At 65.7% G+C, this 22,354-nt stretch carries 27 protein-coding genes; 19 read left to right on the top strand and 8 right to left on the bottom strand.

Going from position 1 to position 22,354, the window contains the following annotated elements; genetic code table 11:
* Nucleotides 1–210, top strand: a complete 210-nt coding sequence (locus tag ACTIF6_RS04425) for an oxidoreductase-like domain-containing protein (RefSeq protein ID WP_439586931.1) — start codon at nt 1–3, stop codon at nt 208–210.
* Here ACTIF6_RS04425 and ACTIF6_RS04420 read toward each other — a convergent pair.
* Complete coding sequence (locus ACTIF6_RS04420) at nt 170–1,264, bottom strand: PA0069 family radical SAM protein (protein ID WP_439586795.1); 1,095 nt, start codon at nt 1,262–1,264, stop codon at nt 170–172. The two genes, ACTIF6_RS04425 and ACTIF6_RS04420, sit on opposite strands and share 41 nt — an antisense overlap.
* Before the next feature lie 54 nt (nt 1,265–1,318).
* Here ACTIF6_RS04420 and ACTIF6_RS04415 point away from each other — a divergent pair, with 54 nt between their 5' ends.
* Genes ACTIF6_RS04415 through ACTIF6_RS04400 form a run of 4 tightly spaced genes read left to right on the top strand, consistent with a single transcriptional unit; the run spans nt 1,319 to nt 4,995 of the window.
* A complete protein-coding gene (locus tag ACTIF6_RS04415) occupies nt 1,319–2,287 on the top strand; it encodes an ABC transporter ATP-binding protein (RefSeq protein WP_439586794.1) in 969 nt (322 codons plus the stop codon).
* Complete coding sequence (locus ACTIF6_RS04410; protein WP_439586793.1) at nt 2,284–3,045, top strand: ABC transporter permease; 762 nt, start codon at nt 2,284–2,286, stop codon at nt 3,043–3,045. The genes ACTIF6_RS04415 and ACTIF6_RS04410 overlap by 4 nt, the downstream gene beginning before the upstream one ends.
* Before the next feature lie 9 nt (nt 3,046–3,054).
* Nucleotides 3,055–4,275, top strand: coding sequence for a helix-turn-helix domain-containing protein (locus ACTIF6_RS04405; protein ID WP_439586792.1), 1,221 nt, complete (start codon nt 3,055–3,057; stop codon nt 4,273–4,275).
* A 45-nt stretch (nt 4,276–4,320) separates the two neighbouring features.
* Complete coding sequence (locus ACTIF6_RS04400) at nt 4,321–4,995, top strand: Vgb family protein (protein ID WP_439586791.1); 675 nt, start codon at nt 4,321–4,323, stop codon at nt 4,993–4,995.
* Here the strand turns inward: ACTIF6_RS04400 and ACTIF6_RS04395 are convergent.
* From ACTIF6_RS04395 to ACTIF6_RS04380, 4 genes are all read right to left on the bottom strand, one after another.
* Nucleotides 4,932–5,864 carry a YihY/virulence factor BrkB family protein gene (locus tag ACTIF6_RS04395; protein WP_439586790.1) on the bottom strand — a complete coding sequence of 311 codons (933 nt, stop codon included), beginning with the start codon at nt 5,862–5,864 and terminating at the stop codon, nt 4,932–4,934. The two genes, ACTIF6_RS04400 and ACTIF6_RS04395, sit on opposite strands and share 64 nt — an antisense overlap.
* 28 nt (nt 5,865–5,892) lie before the next feature.
* On the bottom strand, nt 5,893–6,300 hold the full coding sequence (locus tag ACTIF6_RS04390) for a DUF2177 family protein (RefSeq protein ID WP_439586789.1): 408 nt from the start codon (nt 6,298–6,300) through the stop codon (nt 5,893–5,895).
* A 153-nt stretch (nt 6,301–6,453) separates the two neighbouring features.
* Complete coding sequence (locus ACTIF6_RS04385) at nt 6,454–7,425, bottom strand: hypothetical protein (protein ID WP_439586788.1); 972 nt, start codon at nt 7,423–7,425, stop codon at nt 6,454–6,456.
* A gap of 84 nt (nt 7,426–7,509) precedes the next feature.
* A complete protein-coding gene (locus ACTIF6_RS04380) occupies nt 7,510–8,400 on the bottom strand; it encodes a LysR substrate-binding domain-containing protein (protein WP_439586787.1) in 891 nt (296 codons plus the stop codon).
* 64 nt (nt 8,401–8,464) lie between these two features.
* Between ACTIF6_RS04380 and ACTIF6_RS04375 the strand changes: the two genes are divergently transcribed.
* From ACTIF6_RS04375 to ACTIF6_RS04365, 3 genes are read left to right on the top strand one after another with little or no spacing between them, the layout of a single operon-like run.
* Entirely contained in the window at nt 8,465–9,826 is a 1,362-nt protein-coding gene (locus ACTIF6_RS04375) for an acyclic terpene utilization AtuA family protein (protein WP_439586786.1), read from the top strand.
* Nucleotides 9,823–10,185, top strand: a complete 363-nt coding sequence (locus ACTIF6_RS04370; protein WP_439586785.1) for an AtuA-related protein — start codon at nt 9,823–9,825, stop codon at nt 10,183–10,185. The genes ACTIF6_RS04375 and ACTIF6_RS04370 overlap by 4 nt, the downstream gene beginning before the upstream one ends.
* Nucleotides 10,186–10,223: 38 nt before the next feature.
* Complete coding sequence (locus ACTIF6_RS04365; protein ID WP_439586930.1) at nt 10,224–11,195, top strand: Bug family tripartite tricarboxylate transporter substrate binding protein; 972 nt, start codon at nt 10,224–10,226, stop codon at nt 11,193–11,195.
* Nucleotide 11,196: 1 nt separating this feature from the next.
* On the opposite strand, the gene ACTIF6_RS04360 is transcribed toward ACTIF6_RS04365, so the two are convergent.
* Entirely contained in the window at nt 11,197–12,087 is an 891-nt protein-coding gene (locus tag ACTIF6_RS04360; protein WP_439586784.1) for a LysR substrate-binding domain-containing protein, read from the bottom strand.
* Nucleotides 12,088–12,195: 108 nt separating this feature from the next.
* Here ACTIF6_RS04360 and ACTIF6_RS04355 point away from each other — a divergent pair, with 108 nt between their 5' ends.
* A complete protein-coding gene (locus ACTIF6_RS04355; protein WP_439586783.1) occupies nt 12,196–12,903 on the top strand; it encodes a glutathione S-transferase family protein in 708 nt (235 codons plus the stop codon).
* Here ACTIF6_RS04355 and ACTIF6_RS04350 read toward each other — a convergent pair.
* Together ACTIF6_RS04350 and ACTIF6_RS04345 are read right to left on the bottom strand one after the other, a co-directional pair.
* Nucleotides 12,900–13,826: a patatin-like phospholipase family protein gene (locus tag ACTIF6_RS04350; protein ID WP_439586782.1), complete on the bottom strand. Its 927-nt coding sequence runs from the start codon at nt 13,824–13,826 to the stop codon at nt 12,900–12,902. The two genes, ACTIF6_RS04355 and ACTIF6_RS04350, sit on opposite strands and share 4 nt — an antisense overlap.
* Nucleotides 13,823–14,584 carry an SDR family oxidoreductase gene (locus ACTIF6_RS04345; protein WP_439586781.1) on the bottom strand — a complete coding sequence of 254 codons (762 nt, stop codon included), beginning with the start codon at nt 14,582–14,584 and terminating at the stop codon, nt 13,823–13,825. Before ACTIF6_RS04345 ends, ACTIF6_RS04350 begins: the two co-directional genes overlap by 4 nt.
* 103 nt (nt 14,585–14,687) lie before the next feature.
* On the opposite strand from ACTIF6_RS04345, the gene ACTIF6_RS04340 reads away from it, so the two are divergent.
* The 10 genes from ACTIF6_RS04340 to ACTIF6_RS04295 all read left to right on the top strand — a co-directional run bounded on the left by ACTIF6_RS04340 (nt 14,688) and on the right by ACTIF6_RS04295 (nt 22,335).
* Entirely contained in the window at nt 14,688–15,611 is a 924-nt protein-coding gene (locus ACTIF6_RS04340; RefSeq protein ID WP_439586780.1) for an AraC family transcriptional regulator, read from the top strand.
* Nucleotides 15,612–15,644: 33 nt separating this feature from the next.
* A complete protein-coding gene (locus ACTIF6_RS04335; protein ID WP_439586779.1) occupies nt 15,645–16,550 on the top strand; it encodes an amidohydrolase family protein in 906 nt (301 codons plus the stop codon).
* Nucleotides 16,547–16,963: a DUF1801 domain-containing protein gene (locus tag ACTIF6_RS04330; RefSeq protein ID WP_439586778.1), complete on the top strand. Its 417-nt coding sequence runs from the start codon at nt 16,547–16,549 to the stop codon at nt 16,961–16,963. Before ACTIF6_RS04335 ends, ACTIF6_RS04330 begins: the two co-directional genes overlap by 4 nt.
* A 27-nt stretch (nt 16,964–16,990) precedes the next feature.
* The gene (locus ACTIF6_RS04325; protein WP_439586777.1) at nt 16,991–17,227 is read left to right on the top strand and encodes a hypothetical protein; all 237 of its coding nucleotides are present in this window, start codon (nt 16,991–16,993) and stop codon (nt 17,225–17,227) included.
* Between the two features lie 147 nt (nt 17,228–17,374).
* Nucleotides 17,375–17,710 carry a non-heme iron oxygenase ferredoxin subunit gene (locus ACTIF6_RS04320; RefSeq protein ID WP_439586776.1) on the top strand — a complete coding sequence of 112 codons (336 nt, stop codon included), beginning with the start codon at nt 17,375–17,377 and terminating at the stop codon, nt 17,708–17,710.
* Between the two features lie 59 nt (nt 17,711–17,769).
* Nucleotides 17,770–18,945: an ABC transporter substrate-binding protein gene (locus ACTIF6_RS04315; RefSeq protein WP_439586775.1), complete on the top strand. Its 1,176-nt coding sequence runs from the start codon at nt 17,770–17,772 to the stop codon at nt 18,943–18,945.
* A 28-nt stretch (nt 18,946–18,973) separates the two neighbouring features.
* The gene (locus ACTIF6_RS04310) at nt 18,974–19,894 is read left to right on the top strand and encodes a branched-chain amino acid ABC transporter permease (RefSeq protein WP_439586774.1); all 921 of its coding nucleotides are present in this window, start codon (nt 18,974–18,976) and stop codon (nt 19,892–19,894) included.
* Between the two features lie 46 nt (nt 19,895–19,940).
* A complete protein-coding gene (locus ACTIF6_RS04305; protein WP_439586773.1) occupies nt 19,941–20,873 on the top strand; it encodes a branched-chain amino acid ABC transporter permease in 933 nt (310 codons plus the stop codon).
* Nucleotides 20,870–21,625, top strand: coding sequence for an ABC transporter ATP-binding protein (locus ACTIF6_RS04300; RefSeq protein WP_439586772.1), 756 nt, complete (start codon nt 20,870–20,872; stop codon nt 21,623–21,625). The genes ACTIF6_RS04305 and ACTIF6_RS04300 overlap by 4 nt, the downstream gene beginning before the upstream one ends.
* Nucleotides 21,622–22,335 carry an ABC transporter ATP-binding protein gene (locus tag ACTIF6_RS04295; RefSeq protein ID WP_439586771.1) on the top strand — a complete coding sequence of 238 codons (714 nt, stop codon included), beginning with the start codon at nt 21,622–21,624 and terminating at the stop codon, nt 22,333–22,335. The genes ACTIF6_RS04300 and ACTIF6_RS04295 overlap by 4 nt, the downstream gene beginning before the upstream one ends.
* Nucleotides 22,336–22,354: the final 19 nt, after the last annotated feature.

Below are 22,354 nucleotides of genomic sequence, written 5' to 3'. Positions count from 1 at the left end.
GTGCCGCTGACCGACCTGGCGACTGCGCAGGCGCTCATTGCCCACCTGCGGGCGCGGGCCGGGCGGCCTCCCCCACCCGAGCCCACCACCTGCTGCGGACGCGGGTGCAACGGCTGTGTGTGGGAAGGGTTCTACGAAGCCCTGCACCACTGGCGCGTGGACGCGCTCGCTAGAACAACTCCTGCTGCGCCCGCACCGCCTGCGGCCTGAACTGCGAGGTGTCCAGCGGCTCACGCTCCTGGTTGAAGCCCAGACGCTGGCAGGCCTTGTCGAAGCGCTGGCGGATCAGGTCGGCCCAGATACCGCGCCCTCGCATGCGCTGCGAGAAATCGGCGTCGTAGTCCTTGCCGCCGCGCATCTCCTGCACGCGCGCCATCACGCGCGCGGCGCGATCCGGGTAGTGCAGTTCCAGCCACTGGCGGAACATGGGGTTCACCTCCCAGGGCAGGCGCAGCACGGTATAGAAGGCGCGGCGCGCGCCGGCCTCCCACGAGGCTTCCAGCACCTGCTCCATGTCGTCATTGATGAAGGGGATCTGCGGTGCCACGCTCACGCCGACCGGGATGCCGGCCTCGGCCAGCGTGCGAAGGGTGCGCAGGCGTCGGTGCGGCGCGGCCGCGCGCGGCTCCAGGATGCGCGCGAGCTTCGCGTCCAGCGTCGTGATGGTGACGTACACGGCGGCCAGGCCCTGCGCAGCCATGGGCGCGAGCAGGTCGATGTCGCGCTCCACGCCACTGCCCTTGGTGACGATGGCCAGGGGGTGGCGCGTGTCGGAGAGCACCTGCAGCACATCGCGCATCAACCGCCACTCGCGCTCCACGGGCTGGTACGCGTCCGTCACGGTGCCGATGGCGATCAGCTCGGGCACGTGGCGCGGGCTGGCCAGTTCGCGCCGCAGCACCTCGGCCACGTTGCGCTTGGCGATGAGTTTCGTTTCGAAGTCCAGCCCCGGTGAAAGGTTGAGGTAGCTGTGCGTGGGGCGGGCGTAGCAATACACGCAGCCGTGTTCGCAACCGCGGTAGGGATTGAGGCCGAGGTTGAAACCGACATCGGGCGATTCGTTGCGGGTGATGGCGCTCTTGCAGTCTTCCCAGGTGACCTCGGTGAACGGCGGTGGCGCTTCGTCCTGCGCATGCGCGACCTCATCGAGCGCGCCCCAGCCATCGTCAAAGGATTCGCGCGCATCGCGCTCGAAGCGGTGCGGCTGCTGGTGCGAAACGCCCCGCCCTTTGATGGCCTGAATGGGAATGTGGACGCTTTTCATGAGGACGATCACTGTACACAAAAACAGTGTAGAGTGGGCCCTCCAGGAGGCTCCATGAACCCATCTTCACCGGCGGCAGGCACCGTCGACCCCATCGTGTCCGTGCGCGGCGTCAGCAAGACCTATCCGGGCGGATTCCAGGCGCTCAAGCGCGTCGATCTCGACATCCGCCGAGGAGAAATCTTTGCGCTGCTCGGTCCCAACGGCGCGGGCAAGACCACCCTCATCAGCATCGTCTGCGGCATTGCCAAACCCAGCGAAGGCGTGGTGCTGGCCGATGGCTTCGACACCGAGCGCGAATACCGCCAGGCTCGTGAAGCCATTGGACTGGTGCCGCAGGAACTGCACACCGATGCGTTCGAAACGGTCTGGGCCACCGTGAGCTTCAGCCGCGGCCTGTTCGGCAAGCCACCCAACCCGGCCTACATCGAAAAGGTGCTGAAAGACCTCTCGCTGTGGGACAAGAAGGACAACAAGATCATGACGCTCTCGGGCGGCATGAAGCGGCGTGTGCTGATTGCCAAGGCGCTCTCGCACGAGCCGAAGATCCTGTTCCTCGACGAACCCAGCGCGGGTGTCGACGTGGAACTGCGGCACGACATGTGGCGCATGGTGCGCAAACTGCGCGAGAGCGGCACCACCATCATCCTCACCACGCATTACATCGAGGAAGCGGAAGACATGGCCGACCGCATCGGCGTCATCAACCAGGGCGAACTGATCGTGGTGGAATACAAGCACGTGCTCATGCGCAAGCTCGGCAAGAAGCAGCTCACGCTCACCCTGCAACACGCGCTGGATCGGCTGCCCGACTCGCTGTCGCGCTGGCCTCTCGAACTCTCGGGCAACGGGCTCACGCTGACCTACACCTTCGACACCCAGAAGGAAGAGACCGGTATTGCGGAACTGCTGCGGGCGCTCAACACACAGGGCATCGACTTCAAGGACCTGCAGTCCAGCGAGAGTTCGCTGGAAGACATCTTCGTGAGCCTCGTCCACAAGAAACAGGAGACCCTGGCATGAACGTCCACGGCATCAAGGCCATCTACCGTTTCGAGATGGCGCGCACCTTCCGCACCATCACGCAGAGCATCCTCGCGCCGGTGCTCACCACTTCGCTGTACTTCATCGTCTTCGGCACCGCCATTGGCTCTCGCATGGGCGACATCGACGGCGTGAGCTACGGCGCTTTCATCATTCCCGGCCTGGTCATGCTCTCGCTGCTGAGCGAGAGCATCTCCAACGCCTCCTTCGGCATTTACATGCCCAAGTGGTCCGGCACCATCTACGAGCTGCTGTCCGCGCCGGTGTCGTGGATCGAAGTGCTGCTGGGCTACGTGGGTGCAGCGGCCACCAAGTCGGTCATGCTGGGCCTGCTCATCCTGCTCACCGCGCGCGTGTTCGTGCCGTACCACATCGCCCACCCGGTGTGGATGCTCGGCTTCCTGCTGCTCACCGCAGTCACCTTCAGCCTGTTCGGTTTCATCATCGGCCTGTGGGCCGACAACTTCCAGAAGCTGCAGGTGATTCCGTTGCTGGTGGTGACGCCGCTCACGTTCCTGGGCGGTGCGTTCTACTCCATCAACATGCTGCCACCCGTGTGGCAGACGGTGTCGCTGGTGAACCCCGTGGTCTACCTCATCAGCGGTTTCCGCTGGGCCTTCTACGGCGTGGCAGACGTGCACATTGCGGTGAGCACCGGCATGACGCTGGTCTTCATGGCGGCCTGCCTGGGCTTCATCTGGTGGGTCTTCAAGACGGGCTACAAGCTGCGGCGCTGAAGCCCAGCCATGGACTCGCTCATCGCCGCCTCAGCCCGCGCGCTGGCCGCCGGCGATGCGCTGGGTGCGTTGAAGCGTGTGGCCCTGCGCGAAGACCCGCCGGCCCTCGCGCTGCGCGGCATTGCCATGGCGCAGCTCGGCGAGCATGCCCGCGCACGCGAACTGCTGCAGCGCGCGGCGCGCCGTTTTGGCGCCCACGAGACGCGGGCACGCGCCCGCTGCGTGGTGGCCGAGGCCGAGGTGGCCATGGCCATGCGCGATTTCAGCGGGTCAACGCGCGCGCTCGCGGCCGCCGCGATCACGCTGGAAGCACACGCCGACCGCGCCAACGCACTTCTCGCACGGCTGATCGCGGCACGCCGGTTGCTGCTGCTGGGTCGGCTGGCAGACGCCCGTGCCACTCTCGGACAGCCCGACCTGCAAGGCCTGCCGCTTCCGCTGGCGGCGGTGGCCGAGCTGACCCGAGCGGAACTGGCCCTGCGCTCGCTGTGCGTGAAAGAGGCCCGCGCGGCGCTGGCACAGGCTCACCATGCCGCCACGCGTGCGGGCGTGCCGGCGCTGCTGGCCGAGGTGGCAGAGGCGCGCAGCGAACTGGAGCGCCCCGCCGCCCGGCACCGGCGTGCCGATGGCGAACAGGCCTTGCCGCTGGACGAGGTGGCCGCGTTGCTGGCCTCGAATGCGCTGGTGCTGGACGCCTGCCGGCGCGGCCTCGGTACGTCGACCGAGTGGCTGTCCCTGGCGCGCAGGCCCGTGCTGTTCACGCTGGCGCGCGCACTGGCCGAAGCCTGGCCCGATGACGTAGCGCGCGAGACCCTGATCGAACGGGCTTTTCGCACGCGGCGGCCGGACGAGACCCACCGCGCGCGGTTGCGTGTGGAGATGGGCCGCCTTCGCGCGCTGGCACCCACTCTGGCGCGCATGGAAGCCACCCCGCGTGGTTTTGCACTGCGGCCGCTGGACGAACGCACCATCGTCGTGCTGGCGCCACCCATCGAAGGGGAGCAGGCGTCGGTGGTGGCGCTGCTCTCGGACGGCGCAGCGTGGTCCACGTCCTCGCTGGCACTGGCCCTGGGCATCAGCCAGCGCACCGTGCAGCGCGTGCTGGCCGAACTCGAAAGCCAGGGGCGCGTGCGCGCCATCGGACAAGGCCGCGCCCGCCGCTGGCAGGCCCCTCCCCTGACCGATTTCACGACGATCTTGTTACTCCCTGCTTCGCTGCCGATTGAATAGAGTGGCTACATGGCCCCGCGTTGCGGGCCACTTGAAGGAACCAGCATGAACACCACGACCATTCAGAAAACCCCGGCACCCAAGGCCCGTGCAGCCGAGATCGTGCGCGAGTATGGCCCCTTTGCCGAACCCGAGCGCGCGCACGGCGTGACCTACGACGGCCAGCGCGTGTGGGTCGCCACCGGGGCGACGCTGGTCGCGTTCGATCCCACCAGCGGCGAGCCAACCCGCACCCTGGCGTGCGCCAGCGACGCGGGCACGGCCTTCGACGGCAAGCACCTCTACCAGATCGCCGAGCAGCGCATCGACAAGATCGATCCGGCCACCGGCGAGGTGCTTGCGAGCATCCCGGCGCCCGGCAAGGGTGAAGACTCCGGACTCACCTGGGCCGAAGGCAGCTTGTGGGTGGGACAGTACCGCAACCGCACCATCCACCAGATCGACCCGGCCACCGGCGCGGTCCGCCGCACCATCGAGTCCAACCGTTTCGTCACCGGCGTGACCTGGGTCGACGGTGAACTCTGGCACGGCACCTGGGAAGGCGACGAGAGCGACATCCGCCGCATCGACCCCGTCACTGGCGCAGTGCTGGAGCGGCTGGAGATGCCGGCCGGCGTGGGCGTGAGCGGGCTGGAGTCCGACGGTGCGGATCTGTTCTACGCCGGTGGCGGCCCCACCGGCAAGGTGCGCTCGGTGCGCCGGCCCAAATCGGATGCCTGATCGGCCTCGCGCTGCGGCGCCAGTCGCTTGCGCGAGCCGTGGCGGTGCGCGTAGATCCAGGTGAACTCGGCGCCCAGCAGGAAGATCTGCGCGGAGTAGTACACCCACATCAGCAGCACCACCAGCGAAGCGGCGGCGCCGAACGGTGATGCGATACCGCTGCGCCCGATGTACAGGCCGATGAGGAACTTGCCCACCGTGAAGAGAAAGGCGGTGAGCGCCGCGCCGATCAGCACATCGGGCCAGGCCACCCGCACGCTGGGCACCCACTTGTAGATCATGGCGAACAGGGCGGTCATGAGCGTGAAGCTCAGCCCCCAGTCCACCAGCGTGGCCACGCGGGCGAATTCGCCAAACCAGGGCGCCCACCACTTGCCCAGCGCAGCCAGCGCCGCACTGGCCACCAGCGACACCATCAACAGGAACACGATGCCCAGCACGATGCCGACCGAAAGCAGGCGGCTTTTCACGAAGTTGAAGATGCCGCTGCTCCTGCGCCGCTCGGGCGCCCGCCAGATGCGGTTCATGGCGTCCTGCAATTCGACGAACACCGTGGTGGCACCGATGATCAGCGCGCCCACCCCCACCAAGGTGCCGAGCGCGCCGGCCTCGGGCCGGTTCAGGCTCTCCAGCAGCGTCTGCACCGTGAGCGCACTCTCGGGGCCGAGCAGGTCCGAGAGCTGCTCGAGGATTTCGCCCCGCGCGGCCTGCTCACCGAAGAACAGGCCCGCCAGCGAGATCACGATCAACAGCAAAGGCGTGATCGAGAAGATGGTGTAGAAGGCCAGCGCTGCACCCATGCTGGGCGCGTAGTCGTCGATCCACGCATTGAGCGTGTCGCGGATCAACGCAAAGAGCGACCGCATCATCGGTGGCAGCGCGATGCGCGTGGTGGCCTCACGCCTTCTGCGCCCAATCCAGCGCCAGCTTGCCGCCCGCAGCAGCGGCGGCGCTCACGAAAGTGCCCCACGCGATGTCGATCACCGACAGTCGCCAGGGCCAGTCGCGCAAGGTGGCGAGGTTGGTGAGGTCGTAGGTGGCGTAAGCGAAAAAGCCGAACAGCGCGGCCATGGCCAGCGTGGTGCCCCAGTCGCTTCCGCCGGACTGGGGCGACACGCCGAACAGCACCACACCGGCGGCGTACAGCACGTAGAAGGCCACCGCCACCGCGATGTTGGGCCGCTCGGACATCAGGTGCCCGATGCCCTGCTGGTACATCGGTTTTGCAATCACGCCGAGCCAGATCAGATCCAGCACGATCATGACGACCGCCGTGCCGGCGTACGCAGCGAGGTATTTGTTCATGACCGGAGTATCCACTGTGCCAGGTGGTTTTCTTCCATGGCACCGGGGAGATCAGGTGAGGATCGCGATCAGGATGATGATGGGCAGTGGCACACCGAGAAAGAGCAGCAGAAGTGAGCGCATGGCGACCTCTTGGGATGTGGGGTTGAAGGATCAGGTGTCGCGGCGGCGACCACCGAAGGTGGCGGCCAGGCTGGCCACGAACGCGCCGGCGAGCAGCGAGATGAACAGCCAGAGCGCGCTCTTGGCCGACGCCGATCGCGCCTTGTCCGCCGCTTCGCGGGCGGTGGCTTCGGCTTCGCGCAACCGGGTCTGAGCGCGTTCGTAGGTCTCGGTCACGCGCCTTTCGGCTTCCTGCTGCGAAAGGCCTGTGCGTTGCGCCACGAGCTGGCCCACGTAGCGGATGTCATCGGGCGGCAACGGGTCCGTGAAACCGGCATTCATGAAGATGCGCGCCACCTCGATGCCATCCTGTGGCGTGCGCTGGTAGGTGAACGCAGGCGTGGCAGCCGCATCTGGTGGTGCAGACGCATTGCGGCGGAACAGCGAATCGACGAAGTACCCCATGGCGCCTTCACCACCATCCATGTCCTGCCCGGAAGACGCGGCACCCGCAGCGCCCGCGGCGGCGGTCACGGCCGTGCTGGCAGCGCCACCGGCCACCGAGGCCGTGGCCTGCACGCCGGCACCCAGGATCGAGCCGATGACGGAGGTCAACAGTGCGGCGGTGGCGAGTGTTGCCACCGCCCAGGCCAGAAACCCGTGGGCGGTGTCGCGGAAGTAGACCTCGTCGATGTGCGTGTGTGTCCAGCGCGTGCGCAGCCGACCCGCGAGGTAGCCACCCATGCCGGAGGCAAGCAACTGAGTGACGGTGATCCACACGATCGTGGACACGCCGAGCACCGCGGCGCTTGCGCCTTCGCTTGTCCAGGGTGAAACCGAAGAGAGTCCGAGGCCGACACCGAGCATGAGCAGGATCAGCGACAGCGCGGCCGCCCCTGCAGCGCCAGCAAAGATCGCGCCCCAGGACACCGCACCCGGCAATATGAGAGAGCCGTCGTCCGTGTCGTCGTTGTATTGCCGGATCTGACCGGGTCTACCGGTGTTCGATGTGGTGATGGCCATGAAGATCCTCCGAATGTCAGCGATATGGAACTGCACCGTATCTGCTGGACGACGGGAGGGTCTGTGCGCTCGCGCACCCAGGTGTCAGGGCCGGTGCTTCATGAGCAAGGCGTACAAGCCTTGCGCCGCAGAAGACAACGCGCGGTCGGCGCGGCGGATCAGGAACACCTGCCTTTTGAGTCCGGTGGACCGGATCTTGCGCGCCAGCAGGTCGGGCTGATGGAAATGGAACAGCGTGAGCGAAGGAACGATGGTGATGCCCAGGCCCGCCTGCACCATGCCGGCCACGGTGCTGAGCTGTTCCAGCTCGAGCACGGTGCGCATGCGGTGTGGGTAGAGCGCGGCCTCCACGTACTGGCGCACGCTGCTGGAGCGCGCGAGCTGGATGATGGGGAAGGCATGCAGTTCACCCAGGCGCACCGGGCCCGCTGCCTTCGCCAGCGAGTGGCCTTTCGGGTACACCACATGAAAGTCGTCCGAACAGAAGCGCTCGGTGCGGAGCTCGGGCAGATCGGTGCGCGTCGATGCGAGCGCGAAATCCGCGCGGCCCGCACGCACGCGCTCCAGGCATTCGTCAGAGAGAACGTCCGCCACATCCAGCTCGATGCCCGGGTGCGCCTGGTGAAACCGGGCCAGCAGCGGCGGCAACCACCCAGCCGCCAGCGAGGGCAGGATGGCAATGGCCACACGCCCACGGCGGCGGGCCACATGGTCGCGCACGCCCTCGATGGCGCCGTCCGCGTCCTTGAGCAGGCGCAGCGCGGCGTCGAGAAACGCATCGCCTTCTGCCGTGAGCTCCACGTGCCGCGTGGTGCGCTCGAACAGGCGACCACCCAGGTTGGTCTCCAGAGAGCGGATGAGCGCGGAGAACGCCGGTTGCGAGAGGTGGCACAGCGAAGCTGCCCGGGTGAAGTTGCGCTGCTCGGCCAGTGCGACGAAGGCACGCAATTCGCGGGTGGAAAGATTGATCTGCATCACGAATCAATATATCTGAACTTTGAGTTTCCAGAATGATTGCATCGCACCTAAAGTGCCCGGCATGGCAGACACAAGACTTCTCCACGTGGGTTCGGCCGCCGGCTTTTCCGGTGACCGCGTCGACGCCGCAGATGCCGTGGTGGATGCCCTCATCCATACCGGCGAACCGGCCTGCCTGATTTTCGAGACGCTGGCCGAGCGCACGCTGGCCCTGGCCCAGCTCGCCCGTCTGCAGGATCCCGAGGGCGGCTTCGAGCCACTGCTGGACGACCTGGTGCGCCCCGTGCTCGCGCGCTGTCTGGCGCACCGCATTCCGATCGTGAGCAATTTCGGTGCTGCCAATCCGCAAGGGGCGGGCATGCGCATCCTCGCCATCGCGAAATCGCTGGGTTTGCGCGAACCGCGTGTGGCCGTGGTGCACGGGGACGACGTGTCCCGCCTGGTAACCGACCAGTTGATGACGCCGGCTCTGCAGGCCGCACTCGCCGGTCGCGCGGTGATCAGCGCCAATGCCTACATCGGCGCGCAGGCCATTGCCGACGCACTGCGCGCTGGCGCCGATGTGGTGGTGACGGGCCGCGTTGCCGACCCTTCGCTGGTGCTCGGGCCCGCGCTGGCCCACCACGGCTGGCGCATGGACGACTGGGACCGCATCGCCGGCGCCACCATGGCGGGTCACCTGCTGGAATGCGGCGCGCAGGTAACGGGTGGCTACTACGCCGACCCCGGGGTGAAGGACGTGCCCGACCTCGCACGGGTGGGCTACCCCATTGCCGCCATCGAGTCCGATGGCAGCTGCACCATCTACAAGCCCGAAGGCACTGGAGGCATGGTCGACGAGCACACGGTGAAAGAACAGCTGCTCTACGAAGTGCACGACCCTGCCGCCTACCTCACACCCGATGTGGTGACCGACATCACCCATGCGCAGGTGAAGCAGGTAGGACCCGACCGGGTTCGGCTGTCGGGCGTGCGCGGCCATGGCCGGCCGGACACGCTGAAGGTGAACGTGTGCTTCGAGAGCGGCTGGCTGGCCGAGGGCGAGATTTCCTACGCCGGTGTGCGCGCCGAACAACGTGCCCGGCTCGCCGCCGACATCCTGACCCGACGCCTGCATGGCATCGGTGCGCTGCGCATCGACCTGATTGGCGTTTCCAGCGTGCTGGCCGACGACCAGGGCCACTGGTTGCAGGAGGTGCCACAGGGTGCTGCAACCGACGTGCGCCTGCGCGTGGCCACGCGACATGCGGACAGGGCCACCGCCCAGCGCCTGACGCGCGAGGTCAATGCGCTCTACACCTGCGGGCCGGCTGGCGGCGGCGGTGTGCGCACCGCGCTGCGGCCCACGCTGGGCACCGTGTCCTGCCCGCTGCGTCGTGAACATGTGCCCACGGGCTACAGCATGCTGGAGACGGTGGCATGAGCAACACCATCCAGGTACCGCTCTGGCGCGCCGCCCACGGCCGCACTGGCGACAAGGGCAACCGCTCCAACATCAGCGTGATTGCCTGGAGCGAAGCGCTCTGGCCGCACATCGAAGCGCAGATCACCGCCGAGCGCGTGTCCTCGCATTTCCGCCACCGCGCACCCAGACAGGTGGTGTGCCACCAGCTGCCGAATCTGCACGCCCTGAACTTCGTGCTCGACGACGTGCTGGACGGTGGCGTGAACGACGCCCTGAACCTCGACAGCCATGGCAAGGCGCTGTCCTTTCATCTGCTGGAACTCGAACTGGAGATTCCCGACAACCTGGTTTCCCATCTGCGCGGCCCTTCGGGTTGACGCAGTTTCCATCCCCATCCAACAAGGAGACAGACATGATCAACACGTTCACCCGCCGCCACGCCGTGGTTGCCCTTGCTTCGGTGCTCGCGCTGCCTGCAGCCCTGGCCCAGGCCTCGCTGACCACCAAGCCCATCACGTTCGTGGTGCCCTTCGCTGCCGGCAGCGCCACCGACATCCTGGCGCGCGCGCTCGGACAATCGGTGGGCGAGCAGACCGGGCAGCCGGTGGTGGTGGACAACAAGGCCGGCGCCAGCGGCATGATCGCCGCGCAGGCCGTGGCCGCTGCGCCCAAGGACGGCCACACGGTCCTGATCACCACCAACACCACGCACGCGGCGAACCAGCACCTGTACAAGAAGCTCTCGTACGACCCGGTGAAGGACTTTGCGGCCATCACCGGCATCGGCAAGGGCGGGCAGATCATGATCGTGCGCGCCGATGCACCCTACAAGACCGTGGCCGACGTGCTGGCCGCCGCCAAGGCAGCGCCGGGCAAGCTCTCGTTCGGCAGCGGCAGTTCGTCCAGCCGCGTCGCGGGCGAGCTGTTCCAGCAACTGGCCAGCGTGAACATCCTGCACGTGCCCTACCGCAGCAACCCCATGGGCATCACCGACCTGCTGGGTGGCCAGATCACCATGATGTTCACCGACGCCTCCACCGGCATGCCGCAGATCACCACCGGCAAGGTGCGCGCGCTCGGCGTGACGGCATCGAAGCGCATGGCCGCCCTGCCCGACGTGCCCACCATCGCCGAGGCGGGTGTGAAGGGCTACGACATGGGCTACTGGTTCGCCGCCTACGCACCGGCCGGCACGCCCGCGCCGGTGGTGAACCGCCTCAACGAACTGCTGCACAAGGCCATTGACAGCCAGGGCGTGCGCCAGTTCTTCGCCAACAGCGGCGGCGAGGTGTTCCCCACCTCACCCGCCGACCTGGTGAAGTTCCAGGCCAGCGAGACGGAGCTGTGGGGCCGTGTGATCAAGGCGGCAGGCATCGAGGCGGAGTGAGTCACGTCGGCGTGGACAAGTGCGCCGACAGAAAATCCAGCACCGCCCGCACCGACGGCAGCAGGCTGCGCCGGTGCGGTACCAATGCCGTGGTGGTGACGCTGCCGGCGGTCCAGCGCGGCAGCACACGCACCAGTTCACCGCGCGCCAGGTGATGGCGGCAGATGCCTTGCGGCAGGCAGGTGACGCCCAGCCCGGCGCTGGCCGCGTGCAGCAGCGCGACCGATTCGTCCGCCACCAAGCGGGGCGCCACGGCCACGGCCTGAGTTTCGCCATCGTCGCGGCGCAATGACCACTCGCTCGCTTCGGGCGAGGTCAGCAAGCCCGGTAGTTTGAGCAGATCGCCCGGCTTGCGCGGCGTGCCCAACTCTTGCAACAAGGCCGGCGCCGCCACCAGCCACACCGGCTCCACCATCAAGGTGCGTTGCACCAGGCCCGAATCGGGCAGCGGCGCAAAGTGGCTGCGCACCGCGATGTCGAACCCCTCCTGCACCAGATCCACGAAGCGGTCGCTGGCGTGCAGCTGGAGCTGCAGCCGAGGCCACTGACCCGCCAGCGCCGGCAGGTGCGGCGCCAGCAGGAACTGCACCACCGGCACAGCGGCGGTGATGCGCACCGTGCCACTTGGTTCGGCCAGTCGCTGCTGCACGATGTGCTGCGCGCTCTCCACTTCGATGAGCGCGGCGCGCGCGTGCTGGTAGAAATCGCGCCCGGTCTCGGTCAGGTGGAAGCTGCGGGAATTGCGCTCGATCAGGCGCACACCCAGACTGGTTTCCAGCGCGGCCACGCGCTTGCTCAGGGTGGACTTCGGTACCGAGAAGCGCCGCGCCGCCGGTGCAAAGCCACCGCTTTCCACGGCCTGGGCGAACAGGGTGAGGTCGTTGAGGTTCATGGCGCCATTGTCCACAGATGTAGACTTTGCATCCACTTTCCACGGTCTAGCCAGTCATCGTCCACGCCGCAAGAATCTGCTCCTTCATCAAACCCCAGGAGCTTTTTCATGCATCCCATCCTTTTCTACGGCGTGCCCGAAGGCTGTTCGTTCGGCGCCATCGTGGCGCTCGAATGGAGCGGCCTGCCCTACCAGCTTTGCCGCATCGACATGCCTGCCGTGGTGAGCAGCGAAGCCTACCGTCGCATCAACGCGGTGGCGGAGACACCGTCGCTGCGCACCGCCGAAGGACGCCAGGTGAACCAGAGCATGGCCATCCTCCACCATATCGGCGCACACAGCCCGGGCAGCGGCCTGGTGCCTCCACAGGGCACACCCGGGTTCGACCGATTCAATGAAGTGCTGGCCTTTCTCAACACCGACTTCTTCGAGTCGTTCTCGCCTCTCTGGTACGCGATGGAGCACGGCCTGGAAGGCGGCGAGCAGCGCACCCTGACGGCCATGGGGCACCACAAGGTGCGCAAGGTCCACGCGGACCTGGAAAACATGCTGGGCTCGAACCCCTGGCTGGCTGGCACGCAGCGCTCCGCCGCCGACGCCTACTTCATGGGCATTGCGCGCTGGAGCGATTTCCACCAGGTGCTGGACCGACGCGACTTCCCCGCCTTGCATGCGCTCCACGAACGCCTGAAGGCAGAGCCTGCGGTGCATTTCGCCCACGCGGTAGAGCACGGTGAGGCCGCTCGCAGCACAGGCGCGTTCATCGGGCACGTGGCATTGCGCGACGTGCTGGAGAGCACCACCACCATGGCCTAGGCATCGGCAGCACCGCTTGCGCGCCAGCGCCGCAGGGCTTCGCGCGTGGCCTGGTAGCCCGCCTCGATCACGCGCTCCTTCTCGGCCTTCGCCGACATGCCCGGCACATCGGTCACCGGTGCGATGAGCAGATCGGCCTCGGCCATTTCCGGCGCGGCAACGAGGCAGCTCTGCGTCTGCATCACCTGCCCGATGACGGAGGGAATGCTCATGCCCGCCACACGGGGGCTGCGGCAATAGATGTCGATGGCAATCACGACGTCGGCGCCCATGGCACGCGCAAAACGCACCGGCACCAGGCTCGTGATGCCTCCGTCGATGAGGTGACCGGCGGCATAAGGCACTGGCACGTTCACCCCAGGGACGGCAGACGAAGCCTGGATGGCGCGTCCGGCCGATCCCTTCTCGATCAGAACGGCCTGGCCGCTCTGGAGGTCGGTGGCGACCGCGGCGAAGCGGGTGGGAAATTGTTCGATCGGCACACTTCCGGTGACGTCGCCGACCCAGCTGGCGAGGTGGTTGCCTTGGATGATGCCGCCGGAACGCCAGGTGAAGTCCAGCAGCGAGGACACCTTGACCTCCATCGCCGCCTGCCGGATCTGCGCCGCGTTCAGGCCACTGGCGTAAGCAGCGCCAACCACGGAGCCGGCCGACGTGCCCACCACGATGTGCGGCCGGATGCCGGCCTCTTCCAGCGCGAGCAGTGCGCCCACATGGGCGAAACCGCGCAGCCCGCCACCGCCCAGCACCAGGGCCACGGTGGGTTGCTCACCGCTCACCGGCCGCGTCGGGCCACCGTCGCGAACCTGGACCAGCGTGCGCGTCGACAGATCCGGCAGCACTGCTTGTCCGGTGGAGGCGCAACCGGCGACCACCGCCAGGGCAGCGGCACAGGCGCTCAGCAACAGGGTGCGCGGCTTCATGCGACCCGCCTGCCATCGGCCTGCCGGGCCAGCGCCACCGCGTCCGCGCCCGCCGCGTAGTGCAGCCGGGCCGACCCATCGTTCGCAGCGAACCACACGGCTTCGGCCACGTCCGATTCGCGCGTGAATGCCGATTGCTGCCCGAATGCGGCAAAGATGGTCTGTGCGTAGCCTGCATAAGCCTCGGGCAGCAGCCCCTGCATGCGCTCGGCGCCGTTCTCGGCAAAGCTCGTGGTGGGCGCATAGCCCGGCTCGACCAGCTTGACGCGCACGTTGAACGCGGCGAGCTCGTGCGCGAGCGACTCGGTGAAGCCCTCCACCGCGGTCTTGCTCGCCGTGTAGGCCGCCACGAGCGGCATGGGCGCCAGCGTGGCGCTGGACGTGACGTTCACCACCACGCCCGCGCGACGCTCGCGGAACTGCGGCAACACCGCCTGCGTCATCGCCATGGTGCCGAACGTGTTGGTCTCGAAGATGTCGCGCACGGTGGTCATCGGGGTGGCTTCGAACGCGCCGAACAGGCCGAGGCCGGCGTTGTTCACCAGCACGTCGATGGGCCCCGCGGCCTCCAGCGCGTGGGCGATGCTTTCGGGTCGGGTGACGTCCAACGCCAGCACGCGCAGGCGCTCGGCAGGGGGCAGCAACTCGGTGCGCGGCATGCGCATGGTGGCGACCACGTTCCAGCCTTTGGCGTGAAAGTGGCGTGCGGTTTCCAGGCCATAGCCGGACGAGCAGCCGGTGATCAGAACGGTTTTCATGAGCGGTTTCCTTGGGGTTGGTGAACGGAAGCCGCAACGATACGTGGGCGATTCGATACCATCTACAATCAATCGTCCATATTTTGTTTGCAAGAGTCCAATCGTGACCGATCCATTGGCTGAAGTCATTGCCCTGCTGCGGCCGCGCGCGGTGTTCTCCAAAGTGATCAGCGGCGCCGGCGCCTGGGGCGTTCGCTACTCGGCGTTCGGCGAGCCCAGCTTCTGCACCATGCTCGAAGGCCAGTGCCTGCTGGCGGTGGACGGCCAGGAGCCCCTTACGCTGGCAGCCGGCGACTTCGTGCTCATGCCCGCCACGCCGGGGTTCACCCTGTCGGGCCTGGAGCCTGTGGCGCCCGTGACCATGGACCCGAACCTGGTGCCGGCGTCCGAAAACGAACTGCGCCACGGCGACCCCGACGGTCCGCCAGACGTGCGCATGCTCGGTGGCTACTTCGCCTTCGACTCGCCCGATGCGTCCTTGCTGGTGTCGCTGTTGCCGACGCTGTTGCATGTGCGCGGCGTGGAGCGGCTTCCGGTGCTCGTGAAACTGGTGAGGGAAGAATCGCTGGACCAGCGACCGGGCCGCGATCTCGTGCTGGCACGGCTGGTCGAAATCCTGCTGATCGAGGCTCTGCGCTCGAGCAGTGCGCAAGCCACGTCACAGGGCCTGTTGCGCGGCCTGGCCGATGCCCGGCTGGCCGTGGCCATGCGCCTGATGCACGAAGACCCGGCACGCGCGTGGACGGTGGAAGAACTCGCCGCTCAAGCGGCGCTGTCGCGCTCGGCGTTCTTCAACCGCTTCCTGCGAGCCGTGGGCCTGCGCCCCATGGAGTACCTGCTGGCCTGGCGCATGGCGCTGGCCAAGGACCTGCTACGCCGCCACGACGCACCCGCCATTGCCGAAGTGGCCGAACGCGTGGGCTACAGCTCGGCCAGCACCTTCAGCACCGCCTTCAGCCGGCATGTGGGGGAAGCGCCCGGGCGGTATGCGCGGGCGCTTGCGGCTGGCCATGCGCCCGCCTTGTGACGACAATCCTGCTTCCCCCCACGCTCATCCTCCATGCCCATCCGGATCAACAGATTCCTTGCCACCACCGCGCTCCTCTGTTCTCTGGCGCTCGGCGGCACGGGCGCCCGTGCCGCCGAGCCAGACAACATCCCCTTTATCGACGCCCACGTGCACCTGAACGACGAGCGCATGCAGCTCGACCTGATGCAGCGCCATGGCGTGGAGCGTGCCGTGGTGTTCTGGGGGCGCAACAGCGACAACGAGAGCGTGGCCGCCAGCGCGAAGCGCCACCCGGACCGCTTCATTCCGTTTGTCTCCATTTCGCCCGAGCGCGCCGCCTACCGGCGCGGCTGGGAGCAGGACGATGCGCGGCTGCTGGACACGCTCGACGCCCTGCTGGCCACCGGCCTGTACCGCGGCATCGGCGAAATCTCGGTCACGCACTTCCCTTCGCCCGGCCTGCCCGAGGCCGACTTCAACCCCAACGGCGCCACGCTGCGGGGCATCCTCGCGCTGGCGCGCAAGCACCGCGTGCCGGTGATGGTGCACGCCGAATGGACGCGGTTGCGCGAGTTCAGCGAACTGCTGCGCGCCTTTCCGGACGTGCCCGTGATCTGGGCGCACGGCGGCTACACGCCCTTGTTCATCGCGCAGCGCATGCTGGAGCAGCACGCCAACCTGCACTACGAACTCAGCGCACGGACCTGGCCGGTGCACCCACGCTCGCCGGACTACACCATCCTGCGCGACGGCCAGAACGTCTGGCCGCAGTGGCTCGCCTTCATCGAACGCCAACCCGAACGTTTCCTGGTCGGCACCGACGCCAGCCACCGCTCCGCCGAGAGCGAGGCCATGAAGTTCCAGAGCGTGCAGAACTTCCTGCGCCAGTTGAGCCCCGCAGCGCGAGAGCTCGTGGCGCGCGGCAACCTGCTGAAGCTGGTGGAACGCACTTCATGAGACCCTTCACCAACGCTGCTGTGGCGGCCCGATTCGAAGCGTATCCGCCGCAGGCTCGCAGACGGTTGCAGGCCTTGCGGGAACTGATCTTTCGCACGGCGGCCACCACGGCAGGCGTGGGTGAGATCGAGGAGACCCTGAAATGGGGCGAACCCGCCTACCTCACCCCAAACAGAAGCGGTAGCACCGTGCGCATCGACTGGAAACACAAAGACCCCTGCCACTGTGCGATGTACTTCAATTGCCAGACCCAGCTGGTAGACACTTTCAGAACCCTGTTTCCCCACGACTTCCGTTTCGAAGGTCGTCGGGCCTTGCTCCTGCCGCTCGAGGGCAAGCTGCCGGAAGATGCACTGGCGTTCTGCATCGCCGCTTCGCTCACCTACCATTTGAAGAAGAACCGGAAGAGCTGACAACGGCCATCTTGACGAGGACATCACATGCCCACCCCCGACACCCTGGAACGCTTCATCGAATGTGTCGAGCAAGGCGACCACGCCGAGGCCATCGAGGCGTTCTATGCTGAAAACGCCAGCATGCGCGAGAACCTGGGCGAGCAGCGCGTGGGCCGTGCGAATCTGGTGGAACACGAACGCAAGCTGCTCGCCCGCGCACGCTCCGTTCGGTCCACCTGCGTGCGGCCCCTGTTCGTGAACGGCTCACACGCACCGCGCTGAAGAAAACCCACCGGCCCGGCGCCGAGATCGGAGGATGCTAGGGAATACACTTAGTTAGTTATCTAATTAAATTGGAGACAATATCCACTCGATTCGCGGGCTAAGTGCCATCTGTTTTGTTCCAGCCCGTCTTAACAAACGCCCTTCATGACCGCCCCCTTCCTTCCCGTCATTCAGCTGGATGCCTTGCCCCCGGGCGAGGCGCGGCGCTGCGAGCTTCAAGGACAAGCCGTGGCCCTGTTCCATGTGGACGGCTGCATATACGCCACGCAAGACACCTGCACCCATGGCAACGCCTCGCTGGTCGATGGCTATCTCATTGGCGATGAGGTTGAGTGCCCGCTGCACCAAGGCATGTTCAACGTACGCACTGGTCAGGCCACGGCCGCCCCATGCGTTGAGCCCCTCAGGATCTTTCGAGTCGAGGTACGAGACGGGGTGGTCTTCCTTCAGCCACAAGACATCGTCAGGGGAACCGCCTGACCAACAGTGCCATTCATGGTCATTCTTTCCCGCCCCACCCCACCCACAAGGAGACACACATGAAAAAACTCGACAAGCTGGTACTGGCGCTGTTGGCGTCTGCCTCACTCATGGCCATCCAGGCCCAAGCCCAGGCGCCGGTACGAATCGGATTCGTCGGCGAACTCTCGGGACCGCAGGGCGCGTTGGGCCAGGATCAGTACGACGGCTTCATGATGGTGGTGGAGCGCAACGGCGGGAAGCTGGGCGGCGTGCCGGTCCAGATCATCAAGGAAGATACGCAACTCAAGCCCGACGTGGCCAGTCAGGTGGTCCAGCGTCTCATCGAACGCGACAAGGTTTCCATCATCACTGGCGTGACCTTCTCCAACATCATGATGGCGATTCATCGCCCGGTGACAGAGAAAGAAGTCTTCCTTATCGGCTCCAATGCCGGACCTTCTCCCATCGCGGGAGCGGCCTGCTCGCCATATCAGTTCCTCGTGTCATGGCAGGTCGACCAGCTCGCCGAGGTGTTCGGCGTGCACGCCAATCAGAAGGGCTACAAGAGGGTCTACTTGATGGCGCCCAACTACCAGGCGGGCAAAGACTTCCTTTCCGGATTCAAGCGCACCTTCAAGGGCGAGATCATCGACGAGGTCTATACCGCGCTCAACCAGCCGGACTTTTCGGCTGAACTGAGTCAGTTGGCGGTGACCAAGCCTGATGGCGTGTTCGTGTTCTATCCAGGCGGCCTCGGGATCAACTTTGTTCGTCAATACCAGCAGGCTGGGCTACTGGGCAAGGTGCCGCTGATGTCGGGAGGTGCAGTGGACGGGACCACTTTGCCGGCCCTGAAGGAAACCGCCATTGGTGTGCTTGGAGCGTTCCCATGGGGACCTGACCTGGACAACCCGGCAAACAAGCGATTCGTGGATGAATTCGAACGCAAGCACAACCGCATTCCGGCCGCCTTCGCCGCGCAAGGCTACGACGCTGCGCAGTTGCTGGACTCGGCCCTGGCCAAGGTCAAGGGCAATGTGGCGGACAAGAAAGCCTTCATGGCGGCGCTCAAGGCCGCAGATTTCGACTCGGTGCGCGGTCCGTTCAAGTTCGGCAACAACAATTTCCCCGTGCAGGACTTCCACATCCAGGAAGTCGCCAAGGACGCTCGCGGTCGCGTGAGTCTGAAGACGGTGGCAACCCCATTCAAGGCTCAAGCCGACAACTACCACGCCCAGTGCGCGATGAAATGAAACCACTCCGCTGGAACCGCGCACAGTCATGACGCTTGCTCTCTTCCTCACCCAGTTGCTCAATGGCATTCAGCTCGGCGCGTTGCTGTTCCTGCTGTCAGCGGGGCTCACACTGGTGTTCGGCATCATGCGCTTCGTCAACCTCATGCACGGTTCGCTCTACATGATGGGCGCCTATTTCGCTGCAGCGGGCTACCAGGTGTCGGGCTCCTTCGCGGTGGCGGCGATCACAGGTGTAGGGGGCGCGCTGTTGCTGGGCATGGCAGTGGAGCGCTTGGTGGTAGCACGCCTGTACCACCGGGAACACCTGGATCAGGTGCTGGTGACCTTTGGCTTGGTGTTGTTCTTCAATGAGCTGGCCCGCATCGTCTGGGGGCCCACCTCGGTACACATGGCCGGGCCTGCGGCGCTGGCTGGGGCGGTTTCGCTCATGGGCGTGAACTACCCCGCCTACCGCCTGATGATCATTGGCGTCGCCATGGCGGTCGCGCTGGCGCTGTACCTCCTGATCCACCGCACCCGCATGGGCATGCTGGTGCGAGCGGGTGCGGTCCGCCCGGACATGGTGCGTGCCTTGGGCGTCGATATCGTGCGCCTCAAGCGTTGGCTGTTTGCGCTCGGCGCAGCACTGGCGGGCCTGGCTGGACTCATGGCAGGGCCAATCAGTTCGGTACAACCAGGAATGGGCGAGCCCGTGCTGATCATGACGTTGGTGGTGATCGTGACCGGCGGTATCGGCTCCATTCGAGGGGCTTTCCTGGGCGCCATGATCATCGGCATGGTCGACACCATGGGCCGGGCGTTCCTGCCGCTGCTGCTGCGCGAGGTGTTCGAGCGCCAGGTTGCGCAGGCGGCTGGACCGGCGCTGGCTTCTGTCCTCATCTATCTCTTCATGGCCTTTGTGCTGGCCGTGCGTCCGCAAGGCCTGTTCCCTGTCAAACATGGCTAAATTATCCAGAAACCTTCTGCCTGCCGTGGTACCCGGCTTGCTCCTCATGGCAATGGCAGTGCTGCCCATGGTGGCGCATGCCCTGGGTGAGTCCTACTACATCACTCTGGCCAGCCGGATACTGATCCTGGCAATTGCGGCCGTTGGTCTGAACATCGCACTGGGTTTCGGTGGCATGGTCAGCTTCGGGCATGCACTCTATGTGGGCTTGGGCGCCTATGCAGTTGTGATTCTCTCGGATGCGGGTATTCAGAGCGGTTGGTTGCAGCTCTTCGCCGCGCTTGCGGCCGGTGGCGTCCTGGCTCTGTTGATCGGTCTGGTGTGCTTGCGCACCAGCGGTGTGGCTTTCATCATGATCACGCTGGCATTCGCGCAGATGTTCTATTTCATCGTGATCAGCCTCAAGCGCTACGGTGGCGACGACGGCATGCAACTGGCTTCTCGAAGCACCTTCTGGGGCCAGGGTATCGAAGACTCGACGCATTTCTACTACTTCATCTTCATCACCCTGCTGCTGGTTCTGCTCGCCGTGGGCATGGCTTCGCGTTCGCGATTTGGATGGGCGTTGCGAGGGTGCCGCCTCAATGCGCGCCGCATGGCAGCCATAGGCTACCCAGTGCTGCTGTACAAGCTCTGTGCGTACGTGCTTTCGGCCTGGGTGTGCATCGTGGCAGGCTTCCTGCTGGCCAATCTGTCGCGCCTGACCTCACCTTCCTATCTGCAGTGGTCTTTATCAGGCGAGCTCATCGTGATGGTGGTGCTGGGCGGCATCGGCACCGTTTTCGGTCCCGTGCTGGGCGCCATCTGCCTGCTGCTGCTGGAAGAGCTCCTGGCGAACATGGCGATCCCATTGCCCATGGGGACCGATGGCTTCATACGCTCGCACTGGCTGGCCCTGATCGGTTTGTTCATTGTTGTGGTCGGCATGAACACCCGCCACGGCATTGCGGGTTTGCTCGCCTCGAAGGTTCGGCCATGAGCGCGCTGCTTCGTGTTCAGCAACTGGTCAAGCAATTCCGCGGTGTGCGAGCCTCAGATGGCATTGACTTTGACGTCAGGCCCGGTGAGATACATGCCGTGATCGGCCCCAATGGAGCGGGCAAAACAACGTTCATCAACCAGCTCACCGGAGAGATTGCACCGGATGCAGGGACCATCGAGTTCCGGGGCAAGGACATCACTCGACTGCCGGTGCATCGGCGGGCCCTGCTGGGCCTTGCGCGGTCCTATCAGATCAGTGAGCTCTTCAACGAACTTTCTGTACTGGAAAACGTGATGACGGCCGTGCAGGCACGCTCAGGCCATGGCTTTCGCTTTTTGCGCAATGCCGGCCGCGATCAGCAGATCGTCGACGCTGGCAACAGCGCGCTGGCTTGCGCGGGGCTGGGGGACCTGGCCGATTGCAAAGTGGCTGACCTCGCGCACGGGCAACGGCGCCAGCTGGAACTGGCCATCGTCATGTCGCTTGAGCCTGCGCTGATGCTGCTCGACGAGCCCATGGCGGGAACCGGCCCAGGCGAGTCGAAGGACATCGTGGCTTTGTTGCGCCGCTTGAAAAGCAGCGCGGCGATCGTGCTCATCGAGCACGATCTCGAAGCCGTCTTTGCGCTTGCCGACCGCATCAGCGTACTGGTCTATGGCAAGGTGATCGCCTCGGGTACTGCAGCAGAGATACGGGGCAACCCTGTGGTTCGAGAGGCTTACATCGGCGATGAGGAGGCCGTGTTGTGAACGAACCTTTGCTTCATGCTCAGGATCTGGTGGCAGGCTACGGCAGCAGTCAGGTGTTGTTTGGTGCGGGCCTGACCATTCACCCGGGCGAGTTCGTCACGCTGCTCGGCCGCAACGGCATGGGCAAGTCCACCCTGATCAAAACCCTACTGGGCATTCTGCCCATCAAGGCAGGTTCGATCCACTTCGCTGGCAGCAGCGTGGTGGGGCGCCCCGACCACGAAATCGCTCGACGGGGCATCGGATTGGTACCCGAAGGGCGCGGTATCTTTCCCAACCTCACCGTGCGTGAGAACCTGATCGCCACAGCAATCGAGCGCCAGGGCGCCGGCGCGCAATGGACACTGGATCATGTGCATGCACTGTTTCCTCGTCTGAAGGAGCGCGCACGCAACCTGGGTAGCGACCTCTCGGGAGGCGAACAGCAGATGCTGTCCATCGGTCGGGCGTTGATGACCAACCCCCGTCTGCTGATCCTGGATGAAGCCACCGAAGGCCTTGCACCGCTTGTGCGCCGTGAGATCTGGCTGTGCCTGGAGTCGCTCAAGGCACAGGGACTTGCGATGCTGGTGATCGACAAGAACCTGCGCCCGTTGTTACACCTGGCCGACCGGCACTACGTCATTGAAAAAGGGAGGGTCGCCTGGTCAGGCACATCCGGGTCCCTGGCCGCAGAACCCGACATCATGGCGCGATATCTCAGCGTCTGAACACACCAACACATACCGG

The organism is Hydrogenophaga sp., assembly GCF_051860785.1.
Lineage (GTDB): Bacteria > Pseudomonadota > Gammaproteobacteria > Burkholderiales > Burkholderiaceae_C > Hydrogenophaga.
This window is presented reverse-complemented; position numbering and strand designations above follow the sequence as displayed.